Below are 19,213 nucleotides of genomic sequence, written 5' to 3'. Positions count from 1 at the left end.
AAGATGACAACAAGTTATGCCTGATGACCATAGCAAGTTGGTCCCACTCCTTCCCATCTCGAACAGGACAGTGAAACGACTTAGCGCCGATGATAGTGCGGGTTCCCGTGTGAAAGTAGGACATCGTCAGGCTTCTAACAGCCCAAAACGCCTCACCGTTCGGTGGGGCGTTTTGCTTTGTGCGTTCGATTTCCGCACCAATTCCACCTCCTTTTCTCTTTCGTATGCTACGGGTTACTCCCTGATTGACCGTCTCTTTTTTCGCCTTAATACTTGAGGTTTGAAATATATAGGCCTTAATCAACGGCTTGATGGGTCTTTAGCAAAGAGAATGAGCATGAAAATCGTCTGTATTGGTGGTGGACCTTCGGGGTTGTACTTTGCGTTGCTGATGAAAAAGCTCAACCCACAGCACGACATCACTGTGGTTGAGCGCAACAAGCCCTACGACACCTTTGGTTGGGGTGTGGTGTTTTCTGACCAAACCTTGGAGAACATGCGCCAGTGGGACATCGAAACTGCTGCTGAGGTCGAGCAAGCCTTTAATCATTGGGATGACATCGAGCTGCATTTCAAAAGCCGTGTGATTCGCTCAGGTGGTCACGGCTTTGTGGGCATTGGACGCAAGAAGTTGCTCAACATCTTGCAAGACCGTTGCGAGCAGGTGGGTGTCAAACTCCTGTTCGAGCAAGACGTGAACTCGGATTTGGACTTTCCCGATGCCGACCTCATCATTGCCAGTGATGGTGTTAACTCACGAGTGCGAAGCCGAACACCTGAAATCTTCAAGCCAGACATCGTCACACGACCCAATCGCTTCATCTGGCTGGGGACCAACCGTCAATACGACGCTTTCACTTTTTTGTTTGAAAAAACCGAACATGGTTGGTTTCAGGCGCACGTCTATAAATTCGATAGCCAAACTTCAACTTTCATCGTTGAGTGCCCCGAGCATGTGTGGCTGGCGCACGGACTGGACAAAGCAGATCAAGACGCGTCGATCGCTTTCTGTGAAAAGCTTTTTGCCAAGAATCTTCTAGGCGAGAAACTGATGACCAATGCACGTCACCTGCGTGGCTCCGCATGGCTCAATTTTCAACGTGTCAAATGCGCCAACTGGTCTCACTTCAACGGACACAGCCATGTGGTGTTGATGGGCGACGCTGTGCACACCGCCCACTTTGCGATTGGCTCGGGCACCAAGCTTGCGCTTGAAGACGCCATTGAATTGGTTCGCCAGTTTAAGGCGCTGGGCGACACTGCCGACCGGATACCCGAGGTGCTGAAACAATACCAAGCCGTGCGTGAGATAGATGTGATCCGCTTACAAAACGCCGCTTGGAACGCGATGGAGTGGTTTGAGGTGTGTGGCGAGCGTTACTGTGACCAACTTGAACCAGAGCAGTTCATGTACTCCATGTTGACCCGCAGCCAGCGCATCAGCCACGAGAATTTGCGTCTGCGTGATAAATCCTGGCTGGAAGGTTACGAGGCGTGGTTCGCTGGCCGCACAGCAAATCCGGGTATTCGCCCCCCCATGTTCACCCCGTATACACAGCGCTCGGTCACGCTCAAAAACCGTGTGGTGGTGTCACCGATGGCGCAATACATGGCGGTGGACGGTCGTGCGGGTGAGGACCATCTGGTGCACTTGGGCGCACGCGCCATGGGCGGCGCAGGGTTGGTGATGGTCGAGATGACAGCGCCGAGCGCCGATGGCCGCATCACGCATGGCTGCCCTGGGCTGTGGAATGACGTACAGACCACTGACTTTGCAAAAATTGTGGAGTGGGTTCATGCCAAGACGGACGCCAAGATCGGTCTGCAGATCGGTCACGCCGGGCCCAAAGGCTCAACCTGCCGCCCTTGGCAAGGCGAAGGCATGGACCAGCCTGTACCCGCTGACGACGCAGAAGGCAACTGGCCGTTGATAGCGGCCTCAGCCATCCCCTATTTACCCCACGGCGATGTGCCTCGGGCCATGACGCGTGAAGACATGGATCGCGTGACCTCGGAATTCGTGGCCAGCACCCAGCGCGCGGCCCAAGCAGGATTTGACTGGTTGGAGTTGCACTGCGCCCACGGCTACTTGCTGTCGAGCTTCATCAGCCCGCTCACCAACCAGCGCACAGACGAATACGGCGGCTCACTCAGCAATCGCTTGCGTTACCCGCTCGAGGTATTTGCTGCGGTGCGTGCCGCTTGGCCCAAGGGCTTGCCCATGTCGGTGCGCATCTCGGCACACGACTGGGTTGAGGGGGGCATCACGCCTACTGACGCGGTGGAGATCGCCCGTGCCTTCAAGGGCGCTGGCGCCGACATGATCGACTGCTCATCGGGCCAGGTCAGTGCACAGCAAAAACCCACTTACGGCCGCATGTACCAGACCCCGTTTGCCGACCGCATCCGTCAGGTAGCGGGGATCGCCACCATTGCAGTGGGCGCCATCAGTGAGGCCGACCACGTCAACAGCATCTTGGCCGCAGGCCGCGCTGACCTGTGCGCTGTGGCTCGGCCACACTTGGCCAACCCGGCCTGGACGCTGACCGAAGCCGCGCGCATCGGCTTCAAAGACATCGCTTGGCCGCGTGCTTACGTGTCGGGCAAGCCGCAGCTCGAAGCAGGTTTTGCCCGCGAGCGTGCCCAGCAGGCTGCGACAAAGGGGGATTGAGATGTTGCATCCAAGTGAAGGAGCGAAGCCCAGGTCGCGCTCGGGGATCCATCGCGTTGAAGGGGCGGCATACAAAGGTGGGAAAACATGCTGAGCAATCGTCATGCCCTCATCACAGGTGCGGGCACAGGCATTGGCGCAGCCATCGCACTGCAGTTCGCGCAAGCAGGTTGCCGTTTGACCCTGTGTGGCCGTTCACAAGACAAACTGCAAGATCAGGCCGAAGCCCTGCGTGCGCAAGTGCCCGATGTGGCCGTGCTGATCGCGCCCATGGATGTGGGCGATGAGCAAGCCGTGCAAGCAGCAGTGCAGCAGGCTCAGGCCCGCTTTGGCCCCGTCAACATCTTGGTCAACAACGCAGGCCAGGCGAGCAGCCAGCCCTTTGCCAAGACCGATGCTGCGCTGTGGCAGCAGATGCTCAACGTCAACCTCACGGGTACCTACCATTGCATTCAGGCGGTGCTACCGGCCATGCTCGAAGCAGCAAAGACTGGTACCCCAGGCCGCATCGTCAACATCGCCAGCACAGCGGGGCTCAAAGGCTACGCATATGTGAGCGCTTATGTGGCCGCCAAGCACGGCGTGGTGGGCCTGACCAAGGCACTGGCGCTCGAGTTAGCGCGCAAAAATGTCACCGTGAACGCCATTTGCCCCGGCTACACCGAGACCGACATCGTGCGCGAAGCGGTGCAAAACATCGTGGGCAAAACCGGCAAGAGCGAGGCCGAGGCACGGCAAGCCCTGGCAGCCAACAACCCGCAACAGCGCTTGGTGCAGCCGCAAGAAGTGGCACAAACCGTGCTGTGGCTGTGCGCGGCGGGCAGCGACGCGATCAACGGGCAGGCGATTGCCATCGACGGTGGAGAGCTGGCAGGATGAATAAGCATCACACCGACATGGAGGTGCGCGCCCACGCCGACCACCACGCCTCGCTGCGCCTGTGGTTGCGCTTGCTGTCATGCACCACCCGCATCGAAGACACCATCCGCCAACGCTTGCGAGAGCAGTTTGACATCACGCTGCCGCGTTTTGACCTGATGGCCCAGCTTGAACGCGAGCCGCAAGGTCTGTCAATGAGCGAGCTGTCGCGCCGAATGATGGTCACGGGTGGCAATGTCACAGCAATAGTCGATCAGCTTGAAAAAGAACAACTGGTGCTGCGCCAAACACAAGTCGGCGACCGGCGTTCTTTCACCGTCAGTTTGACCAGCGCCGGGCGCGAAGCGTTTGCCGCCATGGCCCTTGCCCACGAGGGCTGGGTGGTCGAGCTGCTGTCGCCGCTGGCCGACCAAGAACAAACACAACTGCACCAACTGCTGGGCACCTTGAAGTCCGGTCCCCCCACACAACCGAAGGAGAAGACATGAGTCAACGCTACCTGCCCGGTCAGCCTCACCAACTGCCTCGCCACAACCAACCGATGGCGCTCTACCAGCCCGAGCATTTTCTGCTGTCCGTCAAAGACGGTGTGGCCACAGTCAGCCAGAACCGCCCCGAGCGCAAAAACCCGCTGTCGTTTGATTCGTACGCAGAGCTGCGTGACTTTTTCCGCGCCTTGCCCTACGCGCCCGATATCCATGCGGTGGTCATCACGGGCGAGGGCGGCAACTTCTGCTCAGGCGGCGACGTGCACGAAATCATTGGTCCACTCACCCAACTCGACATGCCCGGCCTATTGGCCTTCACCCGCATGACAGGTGACTTGGTCAAGGCCATGCGCGCCTGCCCACAACCCATCATCGCGGCGATCGACGGCGTGTGCGCCGGTGCAGGCGCCATCTTGGCCATGGCGTCTGACCTGCGCTACGGCACCGAGCGCAGCAAAACCTATTTCTTGTTCAACAAGGTCGGCCTGGCCGGTTGCGACATGGGCGCTTGCGCTTTGTTGCCGCGCATCATTGGTCAAGGCCGTGCGAGCGAGCTGCTGTTCACCGGGCGCGGTCTGGGCGCACTGGAGGCTGAGCGTTGGGGTTTTTACAACCGGGTGTGCGGCGCAGACGAGGTGCTGAGCGAAGCGCAAGCCATGGCCGCCCAATTGGTGGCAGGCCCCACCTTTGCGAACGGCATCACCAAAAAGATGCTGCAACAAGAATGGAACATGGGCGTGGACGAAGCCATCGAGGCCGAAGCCCAAGCTCAAGCCATCTGCATGGCCACCAACGACTTCCACCGGGCGTACCACGCCTTTGTGGCCAAGCAAACGCCCATCTTTGAAGGCGACTGAGCTATGTCAGACCACTCAGCCACTCACCCGCCAGAACTCGACTGGCCTTTCTTTGACAACAGCCATCGTGACTTCAAAGTACGGCTGGATGCTTGGTGCAACGAGCACCTGGCCCACGCGCACCACGACGAAAGCCGAGATGCGGTGGATGCCGAATGCATCCGCTTGGTGCGCCTGCTGGGCGCAGGCGGCTGGCTCAAACACGCGGTTTCGGGCACGGCCTATGGCGCAGCGTCGGACGTGATCGACACCCGCCAGCTCTGCCTGCTGCGCGAGACGCTGGCTTTTCACAACGGCTTGTCTGACTTCGCCTTTGCCATGCAGGGCTTGGGCACAGGCGCCATCAGCCTGATGGGCACAGCCGATCAAAAGCAGCGCTACCTGGCGCGTGTGGCGTCGGGCCAGGCCTTGAGCGCCTTTGCCCTGAGCGAACCCGATGCAGGCTCCGACGTGGCCGCCATGCAGTGCAGCGCGACGGCCACGGCAGACGGTTATGTGCTGAACGGCCGCAAGACCTGGATCAGCAACGGCGGCATCGCCGACTTTTATGTGGTGTTCGCTCGCACAGGCGAAGCGCCCGGCGCACGCGGCATCACAGCTTTCATTGTCGATGCAGATACGCACGGACTGTCGATTGAAGAGCGCATCGATGTGGTCGCGCCCCACCCGCTGGCCACGCTCAAGTTTGACAACTGCAAGGTGGCTGCGAACCAGCGCATTGGTGAAGCAGGCCAAGGCTTCAAGGTCGCCATGGCCACGCTCGACGTGTTCCGCACCTCAGTGGCGGCGGCCGCTTTGGGTTTTGGGCGGCGTGCGCTGCATGAGTCCATCAGCTGGGCGCGTTCACGCAAGATGTTTGGGCAGAGCTTGGGCGACTTTCAGATCACCCAAACCAAGATCGCGCAGATGGCCACGATGCTGGATGCGGCCACGCTCTTGACGTATCGCGCAGCGTGGCTGCGCGACCAAGGCGGGCGCATCACCCGTGAGGCGGCCATGGCCAAGATGACCGCCACAGAAAACGCCCAGAAGATCATCGACATGGCGGTGCAGATGCACGGCGGTATGGGCGTCAAAAAAGGCGTGATGGTCGAGTCGCTGTACCGCGAGATCCGGGCGCTGCGCATTTACGAAGGGGCGACGGAGGTGCAGCAGTTGATCATTGGCAAGGATGTGTTGAAGGGCTGATGGTTCGTTCTGGCTGATCGGGTGAGCTGGCAAGGGGCATGGGAATGTGCCGGAGTACTGGGTGAGCTGCCGAGGAGCCCCGGGGGCGGGGGCCTCATGCTGCGGGGGTACGCAGAAATCGGCCCCCGCCCCCGGGGCTCCTCGACAGCGTGGTGCCGCTAGACCTGCACACCGCAGCACAGAAGAAACAAAAAAGGAGACAAGGACATGAAGGACTGGAATGAACTGCTGCCCAGCAGCCACACCGACAGCTTTGCGCGGGACCGGCTGCCGCCGCAGGATCAACTGCCGGTGTTCATGGCAGAACGGCCCGAGTTGGATTACCCGGAGCTGATCAACTGCGCGGTGGAATTGGTGGACCGCCATGTGCAGGCAGGCCGAGGCGATCGCATCGCGCTGCATGGGGTGAGCGACTTGAACAAGGGCGGTGGTGACTTCAGTTGGACGTATGGGCAGTTACAAGACAAGAGCAACCGCATCGCCCAGGTGCTGACCCATGACATGGGCCTCGTGCCCGGCAACCGCATTTTGCTGCGCGGGGGCAACAGCCCCATGATGGCCGCTTGCTTGTTGGGCGCGCTCAAGGCGGGCCTGGTGGCGGTGCCCACCATGCCGCTGCTGCGTGCGGGCGAGTTGGCACAGATCATCGAAAAAGCCCAAGTCAGCGCCGCCCTGTGCGACAGCCTGCTGGCCGATGAATTGCAGCACTGCATGACGCCCGGTCACGCCAGCCACATGGCCAGCTTGCAGCAGCTGGTGCAGTTCCGCAGCGATGCCCCTGATGGCTTGGAGCAGCGTATGGCGCGCCAAAGCGACGCGTACACGCCTCACGCCACCAGCCGCGACGACGTGTGCCTGATTGCGTTCACCAGCGGCACCACAGGCAAGCCCAAGGGCACAATGCACTTCCACCGCGATGTGCTGGCCATGTGCGATTTGTTCCCGCGCCACATCTTGCAGATGAACGGAAATGATGTGGTGTGCGGCACGCCGCCCATTGCCTTCACTTTCGGATTGGGTGGTCTGCTGGCGTTTCCGCTGCGCTATGGCGCGAGCACTGTGCTGCTTGAAAAGCACACGCCCGAGACCTTGATGCAGACCATTGCCAAGTACCGCGCCACGCAGTGCTACACCGCGCCCACCATGTACCGCCAGATGGCGACGCTGGCCAAAGGCATTGACCTGTCGAGCCTCAAGCACCCCGTCTCGGCTGGCGAGGCCTTGCCCGACGCCACCCGCCAGCTGTGGAAGCAGGCCACGGGCATCGAGATGACCGACGGCATTGGCGGCACCGAAGTGATCCACATCTACATCTCGAGTGCATGCGCGCAAGTGCGCCCCGGCAGCATTGGCCAAGTGGTGCCCGGCTATGTGGCGCAGATCGTGGACGACGACATGCAGCCCGTGCCGCCCGGCACCGTAGGGCGGCTCGCGGTGCGCGGCCCCACAGGCTGCAAATACCTGGCCGACCCGCGCCAGCAAGACTATGTGAAAGACGGCTGGAACCTGCCCGGCGATACCTTCGTCATGGACTTGGACGGGTACTTCAGCTACCAGGCGCGCAACGACGACATGATCATCTCGGCGGGCTACAACATCGCTGGCCCCGAGGTGGAAGGCGCTTTGCTGCAACACCCGGCCGTGGCCGAATGCGGCGTGGTCGGCATGCCCGACGAAGACCGTGGCCACATCGTGCAGGCTTATGTGGTGCTCAAGCCCGGCCACACGGGCGATGCGGCCATGGAAAAAGCCTTGCAAGAGCACGTCAAGCAAACCATCGCCCCTTTCAAGTACCCGCGCAAAGTGGTCTTTTTAGACGCCTTGCCCCGCACCGAAACCGGCAAACTGCAGCGCTTCAAGCTGCGTCTACTGTGCTGACCGTCATGGCGAGCGCAGCGCGGCCATCCATCAACGGCTTAACATGTTTCGCGTCGTACACAGCCACCCATTATTGAGGAATTTTTCATGTTCAACGTCTTGCAACCCGAAGGCTGGGCACCCGCCAAAGGCTATGCCAACGGCATCGAAGCGCGTGGCCGCATGGTGTTCGTCGCGGGCATGATCGGCTGGAACGGCCAAGCCCAATTCGAGACCGACGACTTTGTGGCCCAGTGCCGCCAGGCCCTTCAAAACATCGTCGACACGCTCGCTTGCGCAGGCGCAGGCCCACAGCACATGGCCCGCATGACCTGGTATGTCAAGGACAAGCAGGAATACCTGGCCCGTGGCCGAGAGCTGGGCAAGGTCTATCAGGAAGTCATTGGCAAAAACTACCCGGCCATGACGCTGGTGCAGGTGGCTGATCTGGTGGAAGACCGGGCGCTGGTTGAGATTGAGGTCACGGCGGTGGTGCCGGATTAAAACGCGCTAAGCCCGCGCCTCGATCAACTGCTCCAGCGCTTGCTTGAGCTGATGAACTTGGTCCGATCCCATGTCTTTCATGATCTGCGTTTCATGAGCCCGTGCCTGAGCCAGCAAAGGCTTGACCTTGCGTTGCCCCGTGGCTGTGAGGCTGACCAGTGACTGGCGCTTGTCGTGCGGGGCGTCAACGCGATTGACCCAACCTGCTTCAGCCATGCGGCCCACCAGCTTGGTGACAGTGGGTTGCTTGGCCAGCACGATGTCGGCCAAATCGCCCACACTCAATGCGTCTTTGCCCGACAAGCTGGCCATGACGCGCCACTCCATCAGGGAGAGGCCGCTGGCCTCGACCACGGCATGGAATTCACTCGAAATCAAATGGCTGGCGCGGGCCAGCAAATAGGCCAGGTAGTCGTCGACAAAGCCTGCCGGGTTGCTCATGCTAGAGGCATGGTGGTGCTGAACTGACCGCCTTGGTAGATCAGCGGTGCCGTTTCATCGCTGAAGCCGCAGCGTTCCACCTCGCCCACAAAAATCACATGGTCGCCTTCTTCGTGGCGGCTGCGGTTGTGGCATTCAAACCAGGCCAGCGCCCCCTCCAAAATGGGCAAACCCGACTCGCCCAGCTTGTAGGCGGTGTCGGCAAAGCGGTCGCCCTTGCCGAAGGCAAAACGGTTGCAGACATCCAGCTGATCGGCGGCCAGCACATTCACCACGTAATGCGTGCCCGCATGGAACAGCGGTGCGCTGCTGGCGCCTTGCCCCAAGCTCCACAGCACCAGCGGCGGCGTGAGCGACACCGAGTTGAATGAGCTGGCGGTGATCCCCACAAAGCTGCCGCTGGCCGAATCGCCTTTTTGCGCACCCGGCGCGAACGTGGTGATGACGGTCACCCCCGTGGCAAAGCGCGACAGGGCTTGCTTGAAATGCGGCGTTTCAAAGTCTGGACTCAGCGCTTTGATGTGAGATGGGGGGGCTTGGTGCATGGGTGGATGATAGTTGAATTACATGAATTTTCATATAAACTGACCATTCATGTCTGCAGGAGAACTGTTCGGAGCTGCAGGCCAAGGAGACAAGCATGCTGGTGGAACGAATCGAAAACAGGTGGCTCGCGGCCTTTACCCGCACCTTCACGCTGTGCAAGGTGCAGCCCGGTGAGGTGGTGGCCATTTTGGCCGAAACCCAATCACGCCGGGTCAACGTGGACTTGGCCCGCCTCGCACTGGAGGCCATGGGCGCCCGCGTGTTCGAAGTGACGTTGACAACGCCCGCACTGACAGCGCCTGCGCCCGTGCGCTCCACAGGCGCCAGCGACGCCATTGGGCAACTCGGCCCCGTGGTGGCTGCATTGGCCCGCGCCGACATGGTGGTGGACTGCACCGTGGAAGGCCTGCTGCACGCGCCCGAGTTGCCCACCATCATGAAGGGGGTGGACGGCCACATGCCGCGCCTGCTCATGGTGTCCAACGAGCACCCCGAAATTTTGGAGCGCACTGTGCCCGATCCGGCGCTCGAAGGCGTGGTGCGCTCGGCCATGAAGAAGCTGCGTGGCGCACAGCAAATGCACGTCACGTCTGCCGCAGGCACCGACCTGTGCGTGAACCTGAAACATGGCGACAAACAAGCGGTGGTCGGTGGTGTGTGGGGCTTTTGCCCCAAGCCGGGCATGGTGTCGCACTGGCCCGCTGGGCTGGCGCTGGCGTTCCCCGCAGCGGGCAGTGTCAACGGCACGCTGGTCATGGCCCCGGGTGATGTGAATCTGACCTTCAAAAGCTATTTGCGCGACACGATCCGCCTGACCATTGAGAACGACAGCGTGGTCGCCATCGAGGGGCAGGGCGTGGACGTGGACATGATGCGCGGCTACTGGAAAGCCTGGGAAGACGCCGAGGGCCACCGCGCCGCTTATGCCGTCTCGCATGTGGGCTTTGGCCTGAACCCGGCAGCGCGTTGGGACGCCATGGCGTTTTACGACAAGCGCGACTGCAACGGCACCGAGCTGCGCGCTTTTGCGGGCAACTTTTTGTATTCGACCGGGGCGAACGAGGTGGCAGGCCGCCACACGCTGGGCCACTTTGACCTGCCCATGCGCGGCTGCACCATCCGGCTGGACGACACGGTGGTGGTCGATGCGGGCCAAGTTGTGAGCGCGGCGCTGGCATGAAGGCCTCCGCCTTCACCGACGTGGGTTTGCCCACACAACCCGCCGTGGTGTTTTTGCACGGCGTGGGCGGCGGCCGACACGGCTGGTCACCGCAGCAAACGCATGTGGCCGCTTTGGGCTGGCGCAGCCTGGCTTGGGACATGCCCGGTTATGGCGACAGCCCCATGGTCACCCCCTATGACTTTGCGCACCTGGCGCAAGCCCTCTGGCAGATGCTGGACGCGGCGCACATCGACCAAGCCGTGTTGGTGGGCCACAGCATGGGGGCCATGGTCGCCCTGCAAGCCTGGACGCAAAAACCTGAGCGCATCCGTGGCCTGCTGCTGGCCGCCAGCAGTCCGGCTTTTGGTAACTCCGATGGTGATTTTCAAAAACAGTTTTTGGCGCAGCGCTTGGCTCCACTGGAAGCGGGCAAAACCATGGGCGACATCGCCGACAAGCTGATCCCCACCATGGCAGCACCCGGTGGTGATGCCGCCCAGTTGATCCCGGCGCACCAAAGCATGTCGGCCGTGCCGCCAGCCACTTACCGCGCCGCGCTGCATGCGCTGGTGAAGTTTGAGCAACGCGCCGCCTTGCCCACCCTCACGGTGCCCGTGCTGTGCCTGGCCGCAGAACATGACCGCACCGCACCGCCCTCTGTGATGGAACGCATGGCGCAAAAGATCCCCGGTGCGCGCTACGCCTGCCTGGCCGGAGCAGGACATTTGCTGCATTACGAACAGCCCGAGGCGTTCAACGCCGAACTCGAAAAATTTCTGAAGGATGTGAAACCATGACCGACGTGCAAACTCCCTCTAAATCAGACGTCATGCCCATCTGTGGCGACGATTACCCCCTGACCGAAAAACAGCAAAAGCTGATGGCCTTGGCCCGCCAGCTCGGCCGCGAGAAGTTTGCCCCCCGCGCTGCGCAGCTCGACCGCGACGCGCAGTTCCCGTTTGCCAACTACGACGACATGCGCGACTCGGGCCTGCTGGCGCTGTGTGTGCCCGAAGCGCATGGCGGCCAGGGTGCCGATTACGCCACCTATGCGATGGTGTCGGCCGAGATTGGTCGCTACTGCGGCGCCACCGCGCTCACCTTCAACATGCATGTCTGCACCATGCTCTGGAGCGGCTTGTTGTCTGAAGACCTGGACATGACGCCCGAGCAACGCGCCTCACACCGCCAGCACCAGGCCACCCACTTTGCACGGGTGGTGAAAGACGGCGCGATTTACGCACAACCTTTCTCGGAAGGCGGTGCAGCAGCGTCAGGCGCTCAGCCCTTTGGCACTCTCGCCGTCAAGGTCGATGGCGGCTGGAAGATCAACGGCAAAAAAATCTTCGCATCCCTGTCAGATGCTGCCGATTACTTTGGCGTGCTCTGCACCGAAAAGAAAGAGGGCGCTGACCTTTCGCGCCGCGACACCTTGTACCTGGCCATACCCCGCACCGCGCCGGGCCTGACGATCGAAGGCGATTGGGACCCGCTGGGCATGCGCGCCACCGTGTCGCGCAACCTCATCTTCAAAGACGTGTTCGTGCCCGACGACGCGGCGCTCATGCCGCAAGGCCTGTACTTCCAGGCCGCCAGCCGCTGGCCGCACATGTTCATGACGCTCTCGCCCACCTACATGGGTATTGCGCAGGCGGCGTACGACTTCACCGTCGCCTATCTGCGCGGCGAGATTGCGGGCACGGGCCCCGTCAAGCGCCGCCAGTTTGCGACCAAACAAATCGCCGTGGCCGAGATGTTCATCAAGCTCGAACAAACCCGCAACCTGTTTTTGCGCGCCATTGAAGACGCCAAGGTCGACCCGAGCAAATCCACCCGCCTGCGGGCCTATGCCGCGCAGTACACCATCATGGAAAACGCGCAAGACATCGCCCGTTTGGCGATCCGCACCTGTGGCGGTCAGTCCATGCTCAAAAGCCTGCCGCTCGAGCGCCTGTACCGCGATGCGCGTTGCGGCTCGCTCATGCTGCCTTGGACGGCCGAGCTGTGCATGGACCGCATCGGCCGCGAAGCCCTGTACGAACCCGGCGAAAAAGACGAGTGATGGGGGCGGAAGAAACCAGCCCCCTCGCGGCCCGCTTTGCGCAGCTGGCGCAGGATTGCGGCACGTTGCCCGCCATGACCTTCCGGGGCGATGAGCGCAAAGCCACCCAGACGGGTGACAGCACCTTCGCCTACGACTTTGCTAAGTTCTGGCGGCGCGTCGAGCGCGTCACGGCCCACCTGCAGTCGACCTGGGGCGTGCAGCCGGGCGACCGCGTGGCTTGGCTCGGGTTTAACCACGAGCTGCAGTTGGTCACGCTGATGGCCTGCGCCCGTTTGGGTGCGGTGTTCTTGCCGCTCAACTTTCGCTTGGCCGTGCCCGAGCTGCAGCAGGTCATGCAAGACGCACTGCCGCGCCTGCTGGTGCACGACAGCCACCATGCTGATACAGCCCGTGCGCTGCAAGGTGCATACCTGCAACACACCCACCACGACAGCCTGATCGCCACCGCCTCGCCTCGCGCCTTGCCACTGCCCGCCGTGCATGGCGAGCTGCCTCTGCTGCTGGTCTATACCTCAGGCACCACGGGTGTGCCCAAGGGCGCAGTGCACACGCAGGCGGCGCTGCTGGCCAATGCCCGCGCCAGTGCCTGGGCGCATGATTTCGTGTCCGGCGACAAGGTGCTGTCCACGCTGCCCCTGTTCCATGTGGGTGGCCTGTGCATCCAGACACTGCCCGCGCTGCTGGCTGGGGCGGAGGTGGTGCTGCACCCGCGCTTTGACCCATCGGCTTGGTTGGACGAAATGCACACGAGCCGCCCCACGTTGTCGCTGCTGGTGCCCGCCACCATGCGCGCGGTGTTTGAGCATTCGCGCTGGGCCGACACCTCGCTCGCTTGCCTGCGCGGCATCATGACCGGCTCGTCCACTGTGCCTGTGGCTTACCTCGAAACGCTGCACGCACGCGGTGTGCCCGTGGGCCAGGTCTATGGCACCACCGAAACCGGCCCCGTGTCCATCGTGCTGCGTTTGCCCGATGCCATGGCCCGCGTGGGCGCATCGGGCTGGCCGCACCCGCAGGCGCAGGTCAAACTCATCGACGCGCAAGGCCAGGAAGTCGGCCCCGGTGAAACGGGTGAAGTCTGCATCCGCGCCGCCAACCTGATGCGCGGCTACTGGCGTGCGGACGGCGAGCCCAACATGGGTCTGCAAGGCGGCTGGTTCCATTCCGGTGACCTGGGCCAGCGTGCTGAAGACGGCTGCGTCACCATCGTCGGCCGCAGCAAAGACATGATCATCTCGGGCGGTGAGAACATTTACCCGGCCGAAATTGAAAACCAGCTCGTCACCTTGCCCGGCGTGGCCGAGAACGCGGTGGTCGGTGTGGCCGATGCCCGCTGGGGCGAAGTGCCCGTGGCGGTTTTGGTACGTAGCCCCGACCCCGCAGGGCAAGACCTGAGCGCCGAAGCCGTGCTGGCCCACCTACAGTCGCGTATTGCCCGCTTCAAACTGCCGCGCCGCGTGGTCTTCATGGACAGCTTGCCTAAGAGCGCTTTGGGCAAAGTGCTCAAGCCCGCCTTACAGGCCCAGTTGGTAGGGGCCAACCCTTCACATGTGACAGGGATAAACCCTTAAAAATGGGCTTTTCTTCGCCTGCGTGACAGTGATTGCGCAGGCTGGTGGCATCATCGTTTGCATCTTTTACGAGGAGACAAGCATGGTTCATTTTTCGAAGTCATTCACACGCCGCCCAGTGCTGGGCATGGTTGCGGCCGTGGTGTTGTCCACCACCACTGCAGCATGGGCGCAAACCGCCTGGCCCAACAAGCCGGTCAAAATCGTGGTGCCCTTTGCACCCGGCGGCACCACCGACATCTTGGCCCGCGCCATTGCACCGGACCTGAGCAAAGCGTTTGGTCAGCAATTCGTCATCGAAAACAAGGGCGGTGCAGGTGGCAACCTGGGCGCCGAACAAGTGGCCAAGTCGGCAGGTGACGGCTACACGCTGCTCATGGGCACCGTGGGCACACACGGCATCAACCGCGCGCTGTACAGCAAGCTCCCCTACGACCCCTTCAAAGACTTTGCCCCCATCTCGCTCGTGGCGGGCGTGCCTAACGTGATGGTGGTCAACGCCGAAAAAGCCGCGGCCAACAAAATCAACACCGTCAACGACTTCATCCAATACGCCAAAGCCAACCCCGGCAAGCTGAACATGGCATCGAGCGGCAACGGCACCTCCATCCACTTGGCGGGCGAGTTGTTCAAGTCGCAGACCGGCACTTTCATGGCGCACATTCCTTACCGGGGTTCGGCCCCTGCGCTGCTGGATTTGTCGGGCGGCACCATGGACGTGATGTTTGACAATCTGCCCTCTGCCATGCCCCTGATCAAAGGCGGCAAGCTCAAGGCCCTGGCCGTGACCAGTTCCCAGCGCTCGGCGGCTATGCCTGAGTTGCCCACCGTCGAAGAAGCTGCTGGTCTCAAAGGCTTTGAGGCCAGCAGCTGGTTTGGTCTGTTGGCCCCCGCTGGCACACCGCCTGATGTGGTCAGCCGTATCCAGCAAGAAGTGGCCAAGTCGCTCGCCACCCCGGCCATGAAGGAACGCCTGGCTACTTTGGGCGCTATTCCCAGCGGCAACACGCCAGCGCAATTTGTCGAGCACATTGACCGCGAGCACAAGAAGTGGGCCGAGGTCGTCAAAGCCTCGGGCGCCAAGGTCGACTGATGGCCTGGTTTGAAGGCTTCGAGCAGAAAACGCTCACAGTGGCGGGCTTGCCAGTCTGCTTTCGGCAATCGGCCGATTGGGCTGCGCAAGCGCACCTGCCTGTGATGGTGCTGCTCCACGGCTTTCCGCAAACCCATGTCATGTGGCATCGCGTGGCGCAGCGTCTCAAGAACCGCTACCGCCTCGTCATGCCCGATCTGAGGGGCTATGGCGATTCGTCGCACGCCGTGGGCGATGCCCAGCACGCGCACTACAGCAAACGCGCTATGGCGCAAGAAGTGGTGGGCTTGCTCGACGCCTTGGGCGTGGGTGATTTTTTCCTGTGCGGCCATGACCGGGGTGGTCGCGTGGCGCACCGTTTGGCGCTGGACCATGCCCAGCGCGTGAAGAAGTTGTGTGTCATCGACATCGCGCCGACCTTAGACATGTACAGCGGTCTGTGGGGCAAAACACCTGAGGTCACCGGCCCTGTGGCCGACCCGTACTTTGCCTTTGCGCAGGCCTACTACCACTGGTTCCACCTGACGCAGCCTGCACCGCTGCCCGAGTTCATGATTGGCGGCAACCCGAAGGCCTACTTGCACGCCAAACTGGGCGGCTGGGGCAGTCAAGGCTTGGGCTACATCGAGGCTGAGGCCTTGGCTGAATACGAGCGCGCCTTTTGCAATCCTGCGCTGAACGACAAGGGCTGGTCAGCCGCCATCCACAGCGCGGCTGAGGACTACCGTGCCAGCGCAGGCATTGACTTGCAGCACGACCGCGAAGGCCGCGAGCGCGGCGACCAAATCGTCTGCGACACCTTGGTGCTCTGGGGTGATCGCGGGGTGGTCAACCGCATGTTCAAGCCGGTTGAGCTGTGGCAAGCGCAATGCGCGGGGCGAGTGGCAGGTCAGGTCATGACCTCGGGCCACTTCATCCCGGAAGAGTTGCCCGAAGCCACCAGCGATGCGCTGGTCCAGTGGATGGTCTGAAGTGGATGACTGTGTAGGAGCGCACCCCGTGCGCGAAGCACGACCTGCAGCAGGCGGCCCGATCGCCCAAAGGGTTGGGCTCCTACAAGGACAGGACAGGTTTTTGTAGGAGCGCACCCTGTGCGCGTTGGCTGGTGATCTGCGGCGACTTCAAGCTCCGCAGCACTTCTTGTACTTTTTCCCGCTGCCGCAGCTGCAAGCATCGTTGCGACCGGGCGTGGCTTCTTTGATAACTTGGGCCACACGCGGGCCGATGTTGCGCCAGATCTCGCGCAGGTCATACACCGCCCAAAGTGCTTCGCCGTAGGCGTTCAAGCGCTCCTCGCTCACACTGGGCGGGCCGTCTTCAGACAAAGCCGAGAGGGTGGGCACCGCGTCGTCGTCTTCGGTCAAGGCCACGATGGCTTCGAGGGACAGGTCGTACCACTTGGCAGCGTCTTTGTCTTTGGGTGTGGCCCATTCTTCGGGCCAGTTTTCCACCGCAAACATGAAGCCCAGCGCCCAAACCTGCGCAAACGAAGGGATCTCACTGTCTTCGATTTCTTCGCGCTCTTCTGGCGGCAATGATGCGATGGCGCCGCGCACATCCATCACTTCGGGGGCGTAGGCCTTGTCATCGTCCAGCGCCTCAACAGGGGTGTCGAGTGCGAGTTTGATTTCGTCAAAACGGCGCTGCCACAAGGCCATGAACTGCTGGCGCTGGGCGTCGTCGGCAAAGCTGCCACCTTCGGCCTCGTCCGGGTCAATGCCCAACAACATGGGCAGCCACTCGCTGTCGGGAATGGCACGCCGGCAGCACACCAGCGCCGCCATGAAGCCCTCGCAAAACTCCCACTGCGGCGTTTCTTCAAAGCGCTCGCGCAGGTCGTCCAGGATGTTGTCCAGGGTGTCAAAGTCTTCGGCTTCCAAGCCAGCGGTCGTGTTCATGCGGTGTTCCTATTGCAATGCGGAGATTGTAAGGAGGAGCGCTGGACCGCCATGCCTCCGCCCACACAGTGCTTGTCTAACAAGTGGGAGCGAGCCCCTGCTCGCGAATGTGTGCCGCTGCCACAAAGGGCATTCGGCCGCAGGGGCGGCCTCCCACTGAACAGCCGATTGGCTAGTTGTCAGCAGACGGTCGGGTTCAGCGCCACGCCGCAGCGCTCCAAGCGCTTTTTCATGCACAGCACTTGCGCGTCTTTGCTGTGCAGGGCGGCGGTATGCTGGACGGCCAAGTCGATGAACTTTTGGTCGTCGGCGTCTTTGCAGGCGTAGGGGGCTTTGGGGGCGTCGGGTTGCAGTTGGGCCCAGTGGTCAAAGTGGCCCAGTACGGTGCTGGCGGGCAGTTGGCGGTACGTCAGGCGTTTGGCGATTTGTGGGTAGGCCAGCACGCGGGCCAGCTCTTCGCGCATGGCGGCGGTGGCCAGCCACTGCGTGCTGCCGCTTTCCACGCTGGTGCGCAGTGGTTGGGCTTTGGGTTCGTCAAACACCCACAGGTCGAGCACGATGTTGGTGTCGAGCACGCGACGCACGGGGGCTTGGGCCAAGTCTGCGCCCGTACCTCCATTGACGGCCGTACCCAACTCCATGCGCCCCTGCGCGCCCTCGTCCAGGCTCATGCTGCAGACGTTCCCGATGTGTCGGTGCCGGGCGTGCCCGCTGGGGTGTTGGTGCTGTCACCAGCCACGCGTTTTAAGCTGCCCTTGATCATGTCAAAGCGGAACAGGCGGCATTCGATGGGGCCGTTCCACATGGGCACACGGCGCGATTCTTTGAGGCGCATTTTGCTGGGCAGCTTCAGATCGGGCGTGAGCATCCAGGCGCTCCAGCCGCTGTAATTTTTCTTCCAGTGGCTGGCCAGTTGGGCAAAGAAGTCGCCGCCGTCGTCGGTTTGGGCGGTTTCGCGGTGGTGGCTTGGGGCGGCAGCTCGGGAGCTTGCCAGCGCCCCCGGCTGGAAGTTGTCACGCCCACGCCCGGCCACACCCGCTGCGGCAATGCGCTCGCCATAAGGCGGGTTGAGCAGCATGACGCCAGGGGTCTCGCTGGGGGGCATGCGTTGCAGCGCATCGCCGCCCCTGAACTCGATCACACCCGACACGCCTGCGCGTTCGGCATTGCGCTCGGCAAAGTCGACCATGCGGAAGGCCACGTCGCTGCCAAAAACCGGCGCGGTGGGTTCGTGTTCGAGGTCACGGGCTTCTTCGATCAGGCCTTGCCAGACGTGGTTCTGGAAGGGCAGCAGTTTTTCGAAACCAAAGCGGCGCTGCAAACCGGGCGCGATGCCGCAGGCGATTTGCGCCGCTTCGATCGGGATGGTGCCGCTGCCGCAGCAGGGGTCGTACAGGGGCACGGTGGCGTCCCAGCCACTGGCCGCGATCATGGCCGCGGCCAGGGTTTCCTTCAGGGGCGCGTCGCCCTTGTCGGTGCGCCAGCCGCGCTTGAACAGTGGCTCGCCCGAGGTGTCGATGTAGAGCGTGGCCGTTTCGGGCGTCAGGTGCGCGTAGATGCGCACATCGGGCCAGCTGGTGTCCACGCTGGGGCGCTCGCCACGTTTGGCGCGAAAGCGGTCGGCCACCGCGTCTTTGATTTTGAGCGCTGCAAAGTTCAGACTGGTCAACGGGCTGTGCTGCGCGGTGATGTCGATCTTGAAAGTCTGCTTGGGGGTGAACCAGATTTCCCAGGCGACTTCGCTGGCGGCGTTGTACAGGTCGTTTTCGTTGCGGTAGTCGGTGACCGACAGCTGCACCAGCACGCGCTGCGTCAAGCGGCTGTGCAGGTTGATGCGCATGGCGTCGCGCCAAGAGGCGCGGGCCATCACACCGCCGCGTCCGGTCATCAGGTCGTGGCCTGTCAGGCCCGTGATGGCGTGGACCTCGTCGGCCAAAAAGCCCTCAACGCCAGCGGCGCAAGGCATGAACAGGTTCAGTGAATTCACTCAAAT

18 protein-coding genes and 1 rRNA gene are annotated in these 19,213 nt (G+C 62.1%); 14 read left to right on the top strand and 5 right to left on the bottom strand.

Annotation, left to right across the window (positions count from 1 at the left end):
- The first annotated feature begins 19 nt into the window (after window positions 1-19).
- The 8 genes from rrf to B9Z50_RS04795 all read left to right on the top strand — a co-directional run bounded on the left by rrf (window position 20) and on the right by B9Z50_RS04795 (window position 8,444).
- Window positions 20-132, top strand: a 5S ribosomal RNA gene (gene rrf / locus B9Z50_RS04830).
- Window positions 133-337: 205 nt separating this feature from the next.
- A complete protein-coding gene (locus B9Z50_RS04825) occupies window positions 338-2,671 on the top strand; it encodes a bifunctional salicylyl-CoA 5-hydroxylase/oxidoreductase (RefSeq protein ID WP_108362600.1) in 2,334 nt (777 codons plus the stop codon).
- Window positions 2,672-2,758: 87 nt separating this feature from the next.
- On the top strand, window positions 2,759-3,550 hold the full coding sequence (locus B9Z50_RS04820) for an SDR family NAD(P)-dependent oxidoreductase (RefSeq protein ID WP_108362447.1): 792 nt from the start codon (window positions 2,759-2,761) through the stop codon (window positions 3,548-3,550).
- The gene (locus B9Z50_RS04815) at window positions 3,547-4,038 is read left to right on the top strand and encodes a MarR family winged helix-turn-helix transcriptional regulator (RefSeq protein ID WP_108362446.1); all 492 of its coding nucleotides are present in this window, start codon (window positions 3,547-3,549) and stop codon (window positions 4,036-4,038) included. The genes B9Z50_RS04820 and B9Z50_RS04815 overlap by 4 nt, the downstream gene beginning before the upstream one ends.
- Window positions 4,035-4,895 carry an enoyl-CoA hydratase family protein gene (locus B9Z50_RS04810; protein WP_108362445.1) on the top strand — a complete coding sequence of 287 codons (861 nt, stop codon included), beginning with the start codon at window positions 4,035-4,037 and terminating at the stop codon, window positions 4,893-4,895. Before B9Z50_RS04815 ends, B9Z50_RS04810 begins: the two co-directional genes overlap by 4 nt.
- Window positions 4,896-4,898: 3 nt before the next feature.
- Window positions 4,899-6,083 carry an acyl-CoA dehydrogenase family protein gene (locus tag B9Z50_RS04805; RefSeq protein ID WP_108362444.1) on the top strand — a complete coding sequence of 395 codons (1,185 nt, stop codon included), beginning with the start codon at window positions 4,899-4,901 and terminating at the stop codon, window positions 6,081-6,083.
- 225 nt (window positions 6,084-6,308) lie between these two features.
- Window positions 6,309-7,961, top strand: coding sequence for an AMP-binding protein (locus tag B9Z50_RS04800; RefSeq protein ID WP_199221670.1), 1,653 nt, complete (start codon window positions 6,309-6,311; stop codon window positions 7,959-7,961).
- 87 nt (window positions 7,962-8,048) lie between these two features.
- Window positions 8,049-8,444 carry a RidA family protein gene (locus B9Z50_RS04795; RefSeq protein WP_108362442.1) on the top strand — a complete coding sequence of 132 codons (396 nt, stop codon included), beginning with the start codon at window positions 8,049-8,051 and terminating at the stop codon, window positions 8,442-8,444.
- Window positions 8,445-8,450: 6 nt separating this feature from the next.
- Here the strand turns inward: B9Z50_RS04795 and B9Z50_RS04790 are convergent, their stop codons facing one another.
- Window positions 8,451-8,885, bottom strand: a complete 435-nt coding sequence (locus B9Z50_RS04790; RefSeq protein WP_108362441.1) for a MarR family winged helix-turn-helix transcriptional regulator — start codon at window positions 8,883-8,885, stop codon at window positions 8,451-8,453.
- A complete protein-coding gene (locus B9Z50_RS04785) occupies window positions 8,882-9,430 on the bottom strand; it encodes a flavin reductase family protein (protein ID WP_108362440.1) in 549 nt (182 codons plus the stop codon). Before B9Z50_RS04785 ends, B9Z50_RS04790 begins: the two co-directional genes overlap by 4 nt.
- Before the next feature lie 95 nt (window positions 9,431-9,525).
- Between B9Z50_RS04785 and B9Z50_RS04780 the strand changes: the two genes are divergently transcribed.
- The 6 genes from B9Z50_RS04780 (at window position 9,526) to B9Z50_RS04755 (ending at window position 16,293) form a co-directional block, all read left to right on the top strand.
- Window positions 9,526-10,611 carry a peptidase M29 gene (locus B9Z50_RS04780; protein ID WP_108362439.1) on the top strand — a complete coding sequence of 362 codons (1,086 nt, stop codon included), beginning with the start codon at window positions 9,526-9,528 and terminating at the stop codon, window positions 10,609-10,611.
- On the top strand, window positions 10,608-11,390 hold the full coding sequence (locus tag B9Z50_RS04775) for an alpha/beta fold hydrolase (protein ID WP_108362438.1): 783 nt from the start codon (window positions 10,608-10,610) through the stop codon (window positions 11,388-11,390). Before B9Z50_RS04780 ends, B9Z50_RS04775 begins: the two co-directional genes overlap by 4 nt.
- Complete coding sequence (locus tag B9Z50_RS04770; protein ID WP_370463055.1) at window positions 11,387-12,655, top strand: acyl-CoA dehydrogenase family protein; 1,269 nt, start codon at window positions 11,387-11,389, stop codon at window positions 12,653-12,655. The genes B9Z50_RS04775 and B9Z50_RS04770 overlap by 4 nt, the downstream gene beginning before the upstream one ends.
- Window positions 12,655-14,229, top strand: a complete 1,575-nt coding sequence (locus B9Z50_RS04765; RefSeq protein WP_108362437.1) for a class I adenylate-forming enzyme family protein — start codon at window positions 12,655-12,657, stop codon at window positions 14,227-14,229. Before B9Z50_RS04770 ends, B9Z50_RS04765 begins: the two co-directional genes overlap by 1 nt.
- Before the next feature lie 82 nt (window positions 14,230-14,311).
- Window positions 14,312-15,322 (top strand): tripartite tricarboxylate transporter substrate binding protein, encoded by a 1,011-nt coding sequence (locus B9Z50_RS04760; RefSeq protein ID WP_108362598.1) that lies wholly within the window; start codon window positions 14,312-14,314, stop codon window positions 15,320-15,322.
- Window positions 15,322-16,293 (top strand): alpha/beta fold hydrolase, encoded by a 972-nt coding sequence (locus B9Z50_RS04755; RefSeq protein WP_108362436.1) that lies wholly within the window; start codon window positions 15,322-15,324, stop codon window positions 16,291-16,293. Before B9Z50_RS04760 ends, B9Z50_RS04755 begins: the two co-directional genes overlap by 1 nt.
- Before the next feature lie 150 nt (window positions 16,294-16,443).
- On the opposite strand, the gene B9Z50_RS04750 is transcribed toward B9Z50_RS04755, so the two are convergent.
- The 3 genes from B9Z50_RS04750 to B9Z50_RS04740 form a co-directional block, all read right to left on the bottom strand.
- Window positions 16,444-17,220, bottom strand: a complete 777-nt coding sequence (locus B9Z50_RS04750) for a YecA family protein (RefSeq protein WP_108362435.1) — start codon at window positions 17,218-17,220, stop codon at window positions 16,444-16,446.
- A 179-nt stretch (window positions 17,221-17,399) separates the two neighbouring features.
- A complete protein-coding gene (locus tag B9Z50_RS04745) occupies window positions 17,400-17,795 on the bottom strand; it encodes a putative toxin-antitoxin system toxin component, PIN family (RefSeq protein WP_233249771.1) in 396 nt (131 codons plus the stop codon).
- A 92-nt stretch (window positions 17,796-17,887) separates the two neighbouring features.
- Window positions 17,888-19,207, bottom strand: coding sequence for a class I SAM-dependent RNA methyltransferase (locus tag B9Z50_RS04740; protein ID WP_233249757.1), 1,320 nt, complete (start codon window positions 19,205-19,207; stop codon window positions 17,888-17,890).
- Window positions 19,208-19,213: the final 6 nt, after the last annotated feature.

It is taken from the genome of Limnohabitans sp. Bal53 (genome assembly GCF_003063355.1).
Classification (GTDB): domain Bacteria; phylum Pseudomonadota; class Gammaproteobacteria; order Burkholderiales; family Burkholderiaceae_C; genus Limnohabitans_A.
Note: the sequence above shows the minus strand (reverse complement) of the source record. Positions and strands in the feature narration are given on the sequence as shown.

What these genes read in the sequence shown, in the direction of transcription:
- B9Z50_RS04815 (WP_108362446.1), top strand. Translation starts at nt 3,547, where the DNA reads ATGAATAAGCATCACACCGACATGGAGGTGCGCGCCCACGCCGACCAC.
- B9Z50_RS04820 (WP_108362447.1), top strand. Translation starts at nt 2,759, where the DNA reads ATGCTGAGCAATCGTCATGCCCTCATCACAGGTGCGGGCACAGGCATT.
- B9Z50_RS04755 (WP_108362436.1), top strand. Translation starts at nt 15,322, where the DNA reads ATGGCCTGGTTTGAAGGCTTCGAGCAGAAAACGCTCACAGTGGCGGGC.
- B9Z50_RS04785 (WP_108362440.1), bottom strand. Translation starts at nt 9,430, where the DNA reads ATGCACCAAGCCCCCCCATCTCACATCAAAGCGCTGAGTCCAGACTTT.
- B9Z50_RS04795 (WP_108362442.1), top strand. Translation starts at nt 8,049, where the DNA reads ATGTTCAACGTCTTGCAACCCGAAGGCTGGGCACCCGCCAAAGGCTAT.
- B9Z50_RS04775 (WP_108362438.1), top strand. Translation starts at nt 10,608, where the DNA reads ATGAAGGCCTCCGCCTTCACCGACGTGGGTTTGCCCACACAACCCGCC.
- B9Z50_RS04825 (WP_108362600.1), top strand. Translation starts at nt 338, where the DNA reads ATGAAAATCGTCTGTATTGGTGGTGGACCTTCGGGGTTGTACTTTGCG.
- B9Z50_RS04765 (WP_108362437.1), top strand. Translation starts at nt 12,655, where the DNA reads ATGGGGGCGGAAGAAACCAGCCCCCTCGCGGCCCGCTTTGCGCAGCTG.
- B9Z50_RS04750 (WP_108362435.1), bottom strand. Translation starts at nt 17,220, where the DNA reads ATGAACACGACCGCTGGCTTGGAAGCCGAAGACTTTGACACCCTGGAC.
- B9Z50_RS04770 (WP_370463055.1), top strand. Translation starts at nt 11,387, where the DNA reads ATGACCGACGTGCAAACTCCCTCTAAATCAGACGTCATGCCCATCTGT.
- B9Z50_RS04760 (WP_108362598.1), top strand. Translation starts at nt 14,312, where the DNA reads ATGGTTCATTTTTCGAAGTCATTCACACGCCGCCCAGTGCTGGGCATG.
- B9Z50_RS04790 (WP_108362441.1), bottom strand. Translation starts at nt 8,885, where the DNA reads ATGAGCAACCCGGCAGGCTTTGTCGACGACTACCTGGCCTATTTGCTG.
- B9Z50_RS04780 (WP_108362439.1), top strand. Translation starts at nt 9,526, where the DNA reads ATGCTGGTGGAACGAATCGAAAACAGGTGGCTCGCGGCCTTTACCCGC.
- B9Z50_RS04810 (WP_108362445.1), top strand. Translation starts at nt 4,035, where the DNA reads ATGAGTCAACGCTACCTGCCCGGTCAGCCTCACCAACTGCCTCGCCAC.
- B9Z50_RS04805 (WP_108362444.1), top strand. Translation starts at nt 4,899, where the DNA reads ATGTCAGACCACTCAGCCACTCACCCGCCAGAACTCGACTGGCCTTTC.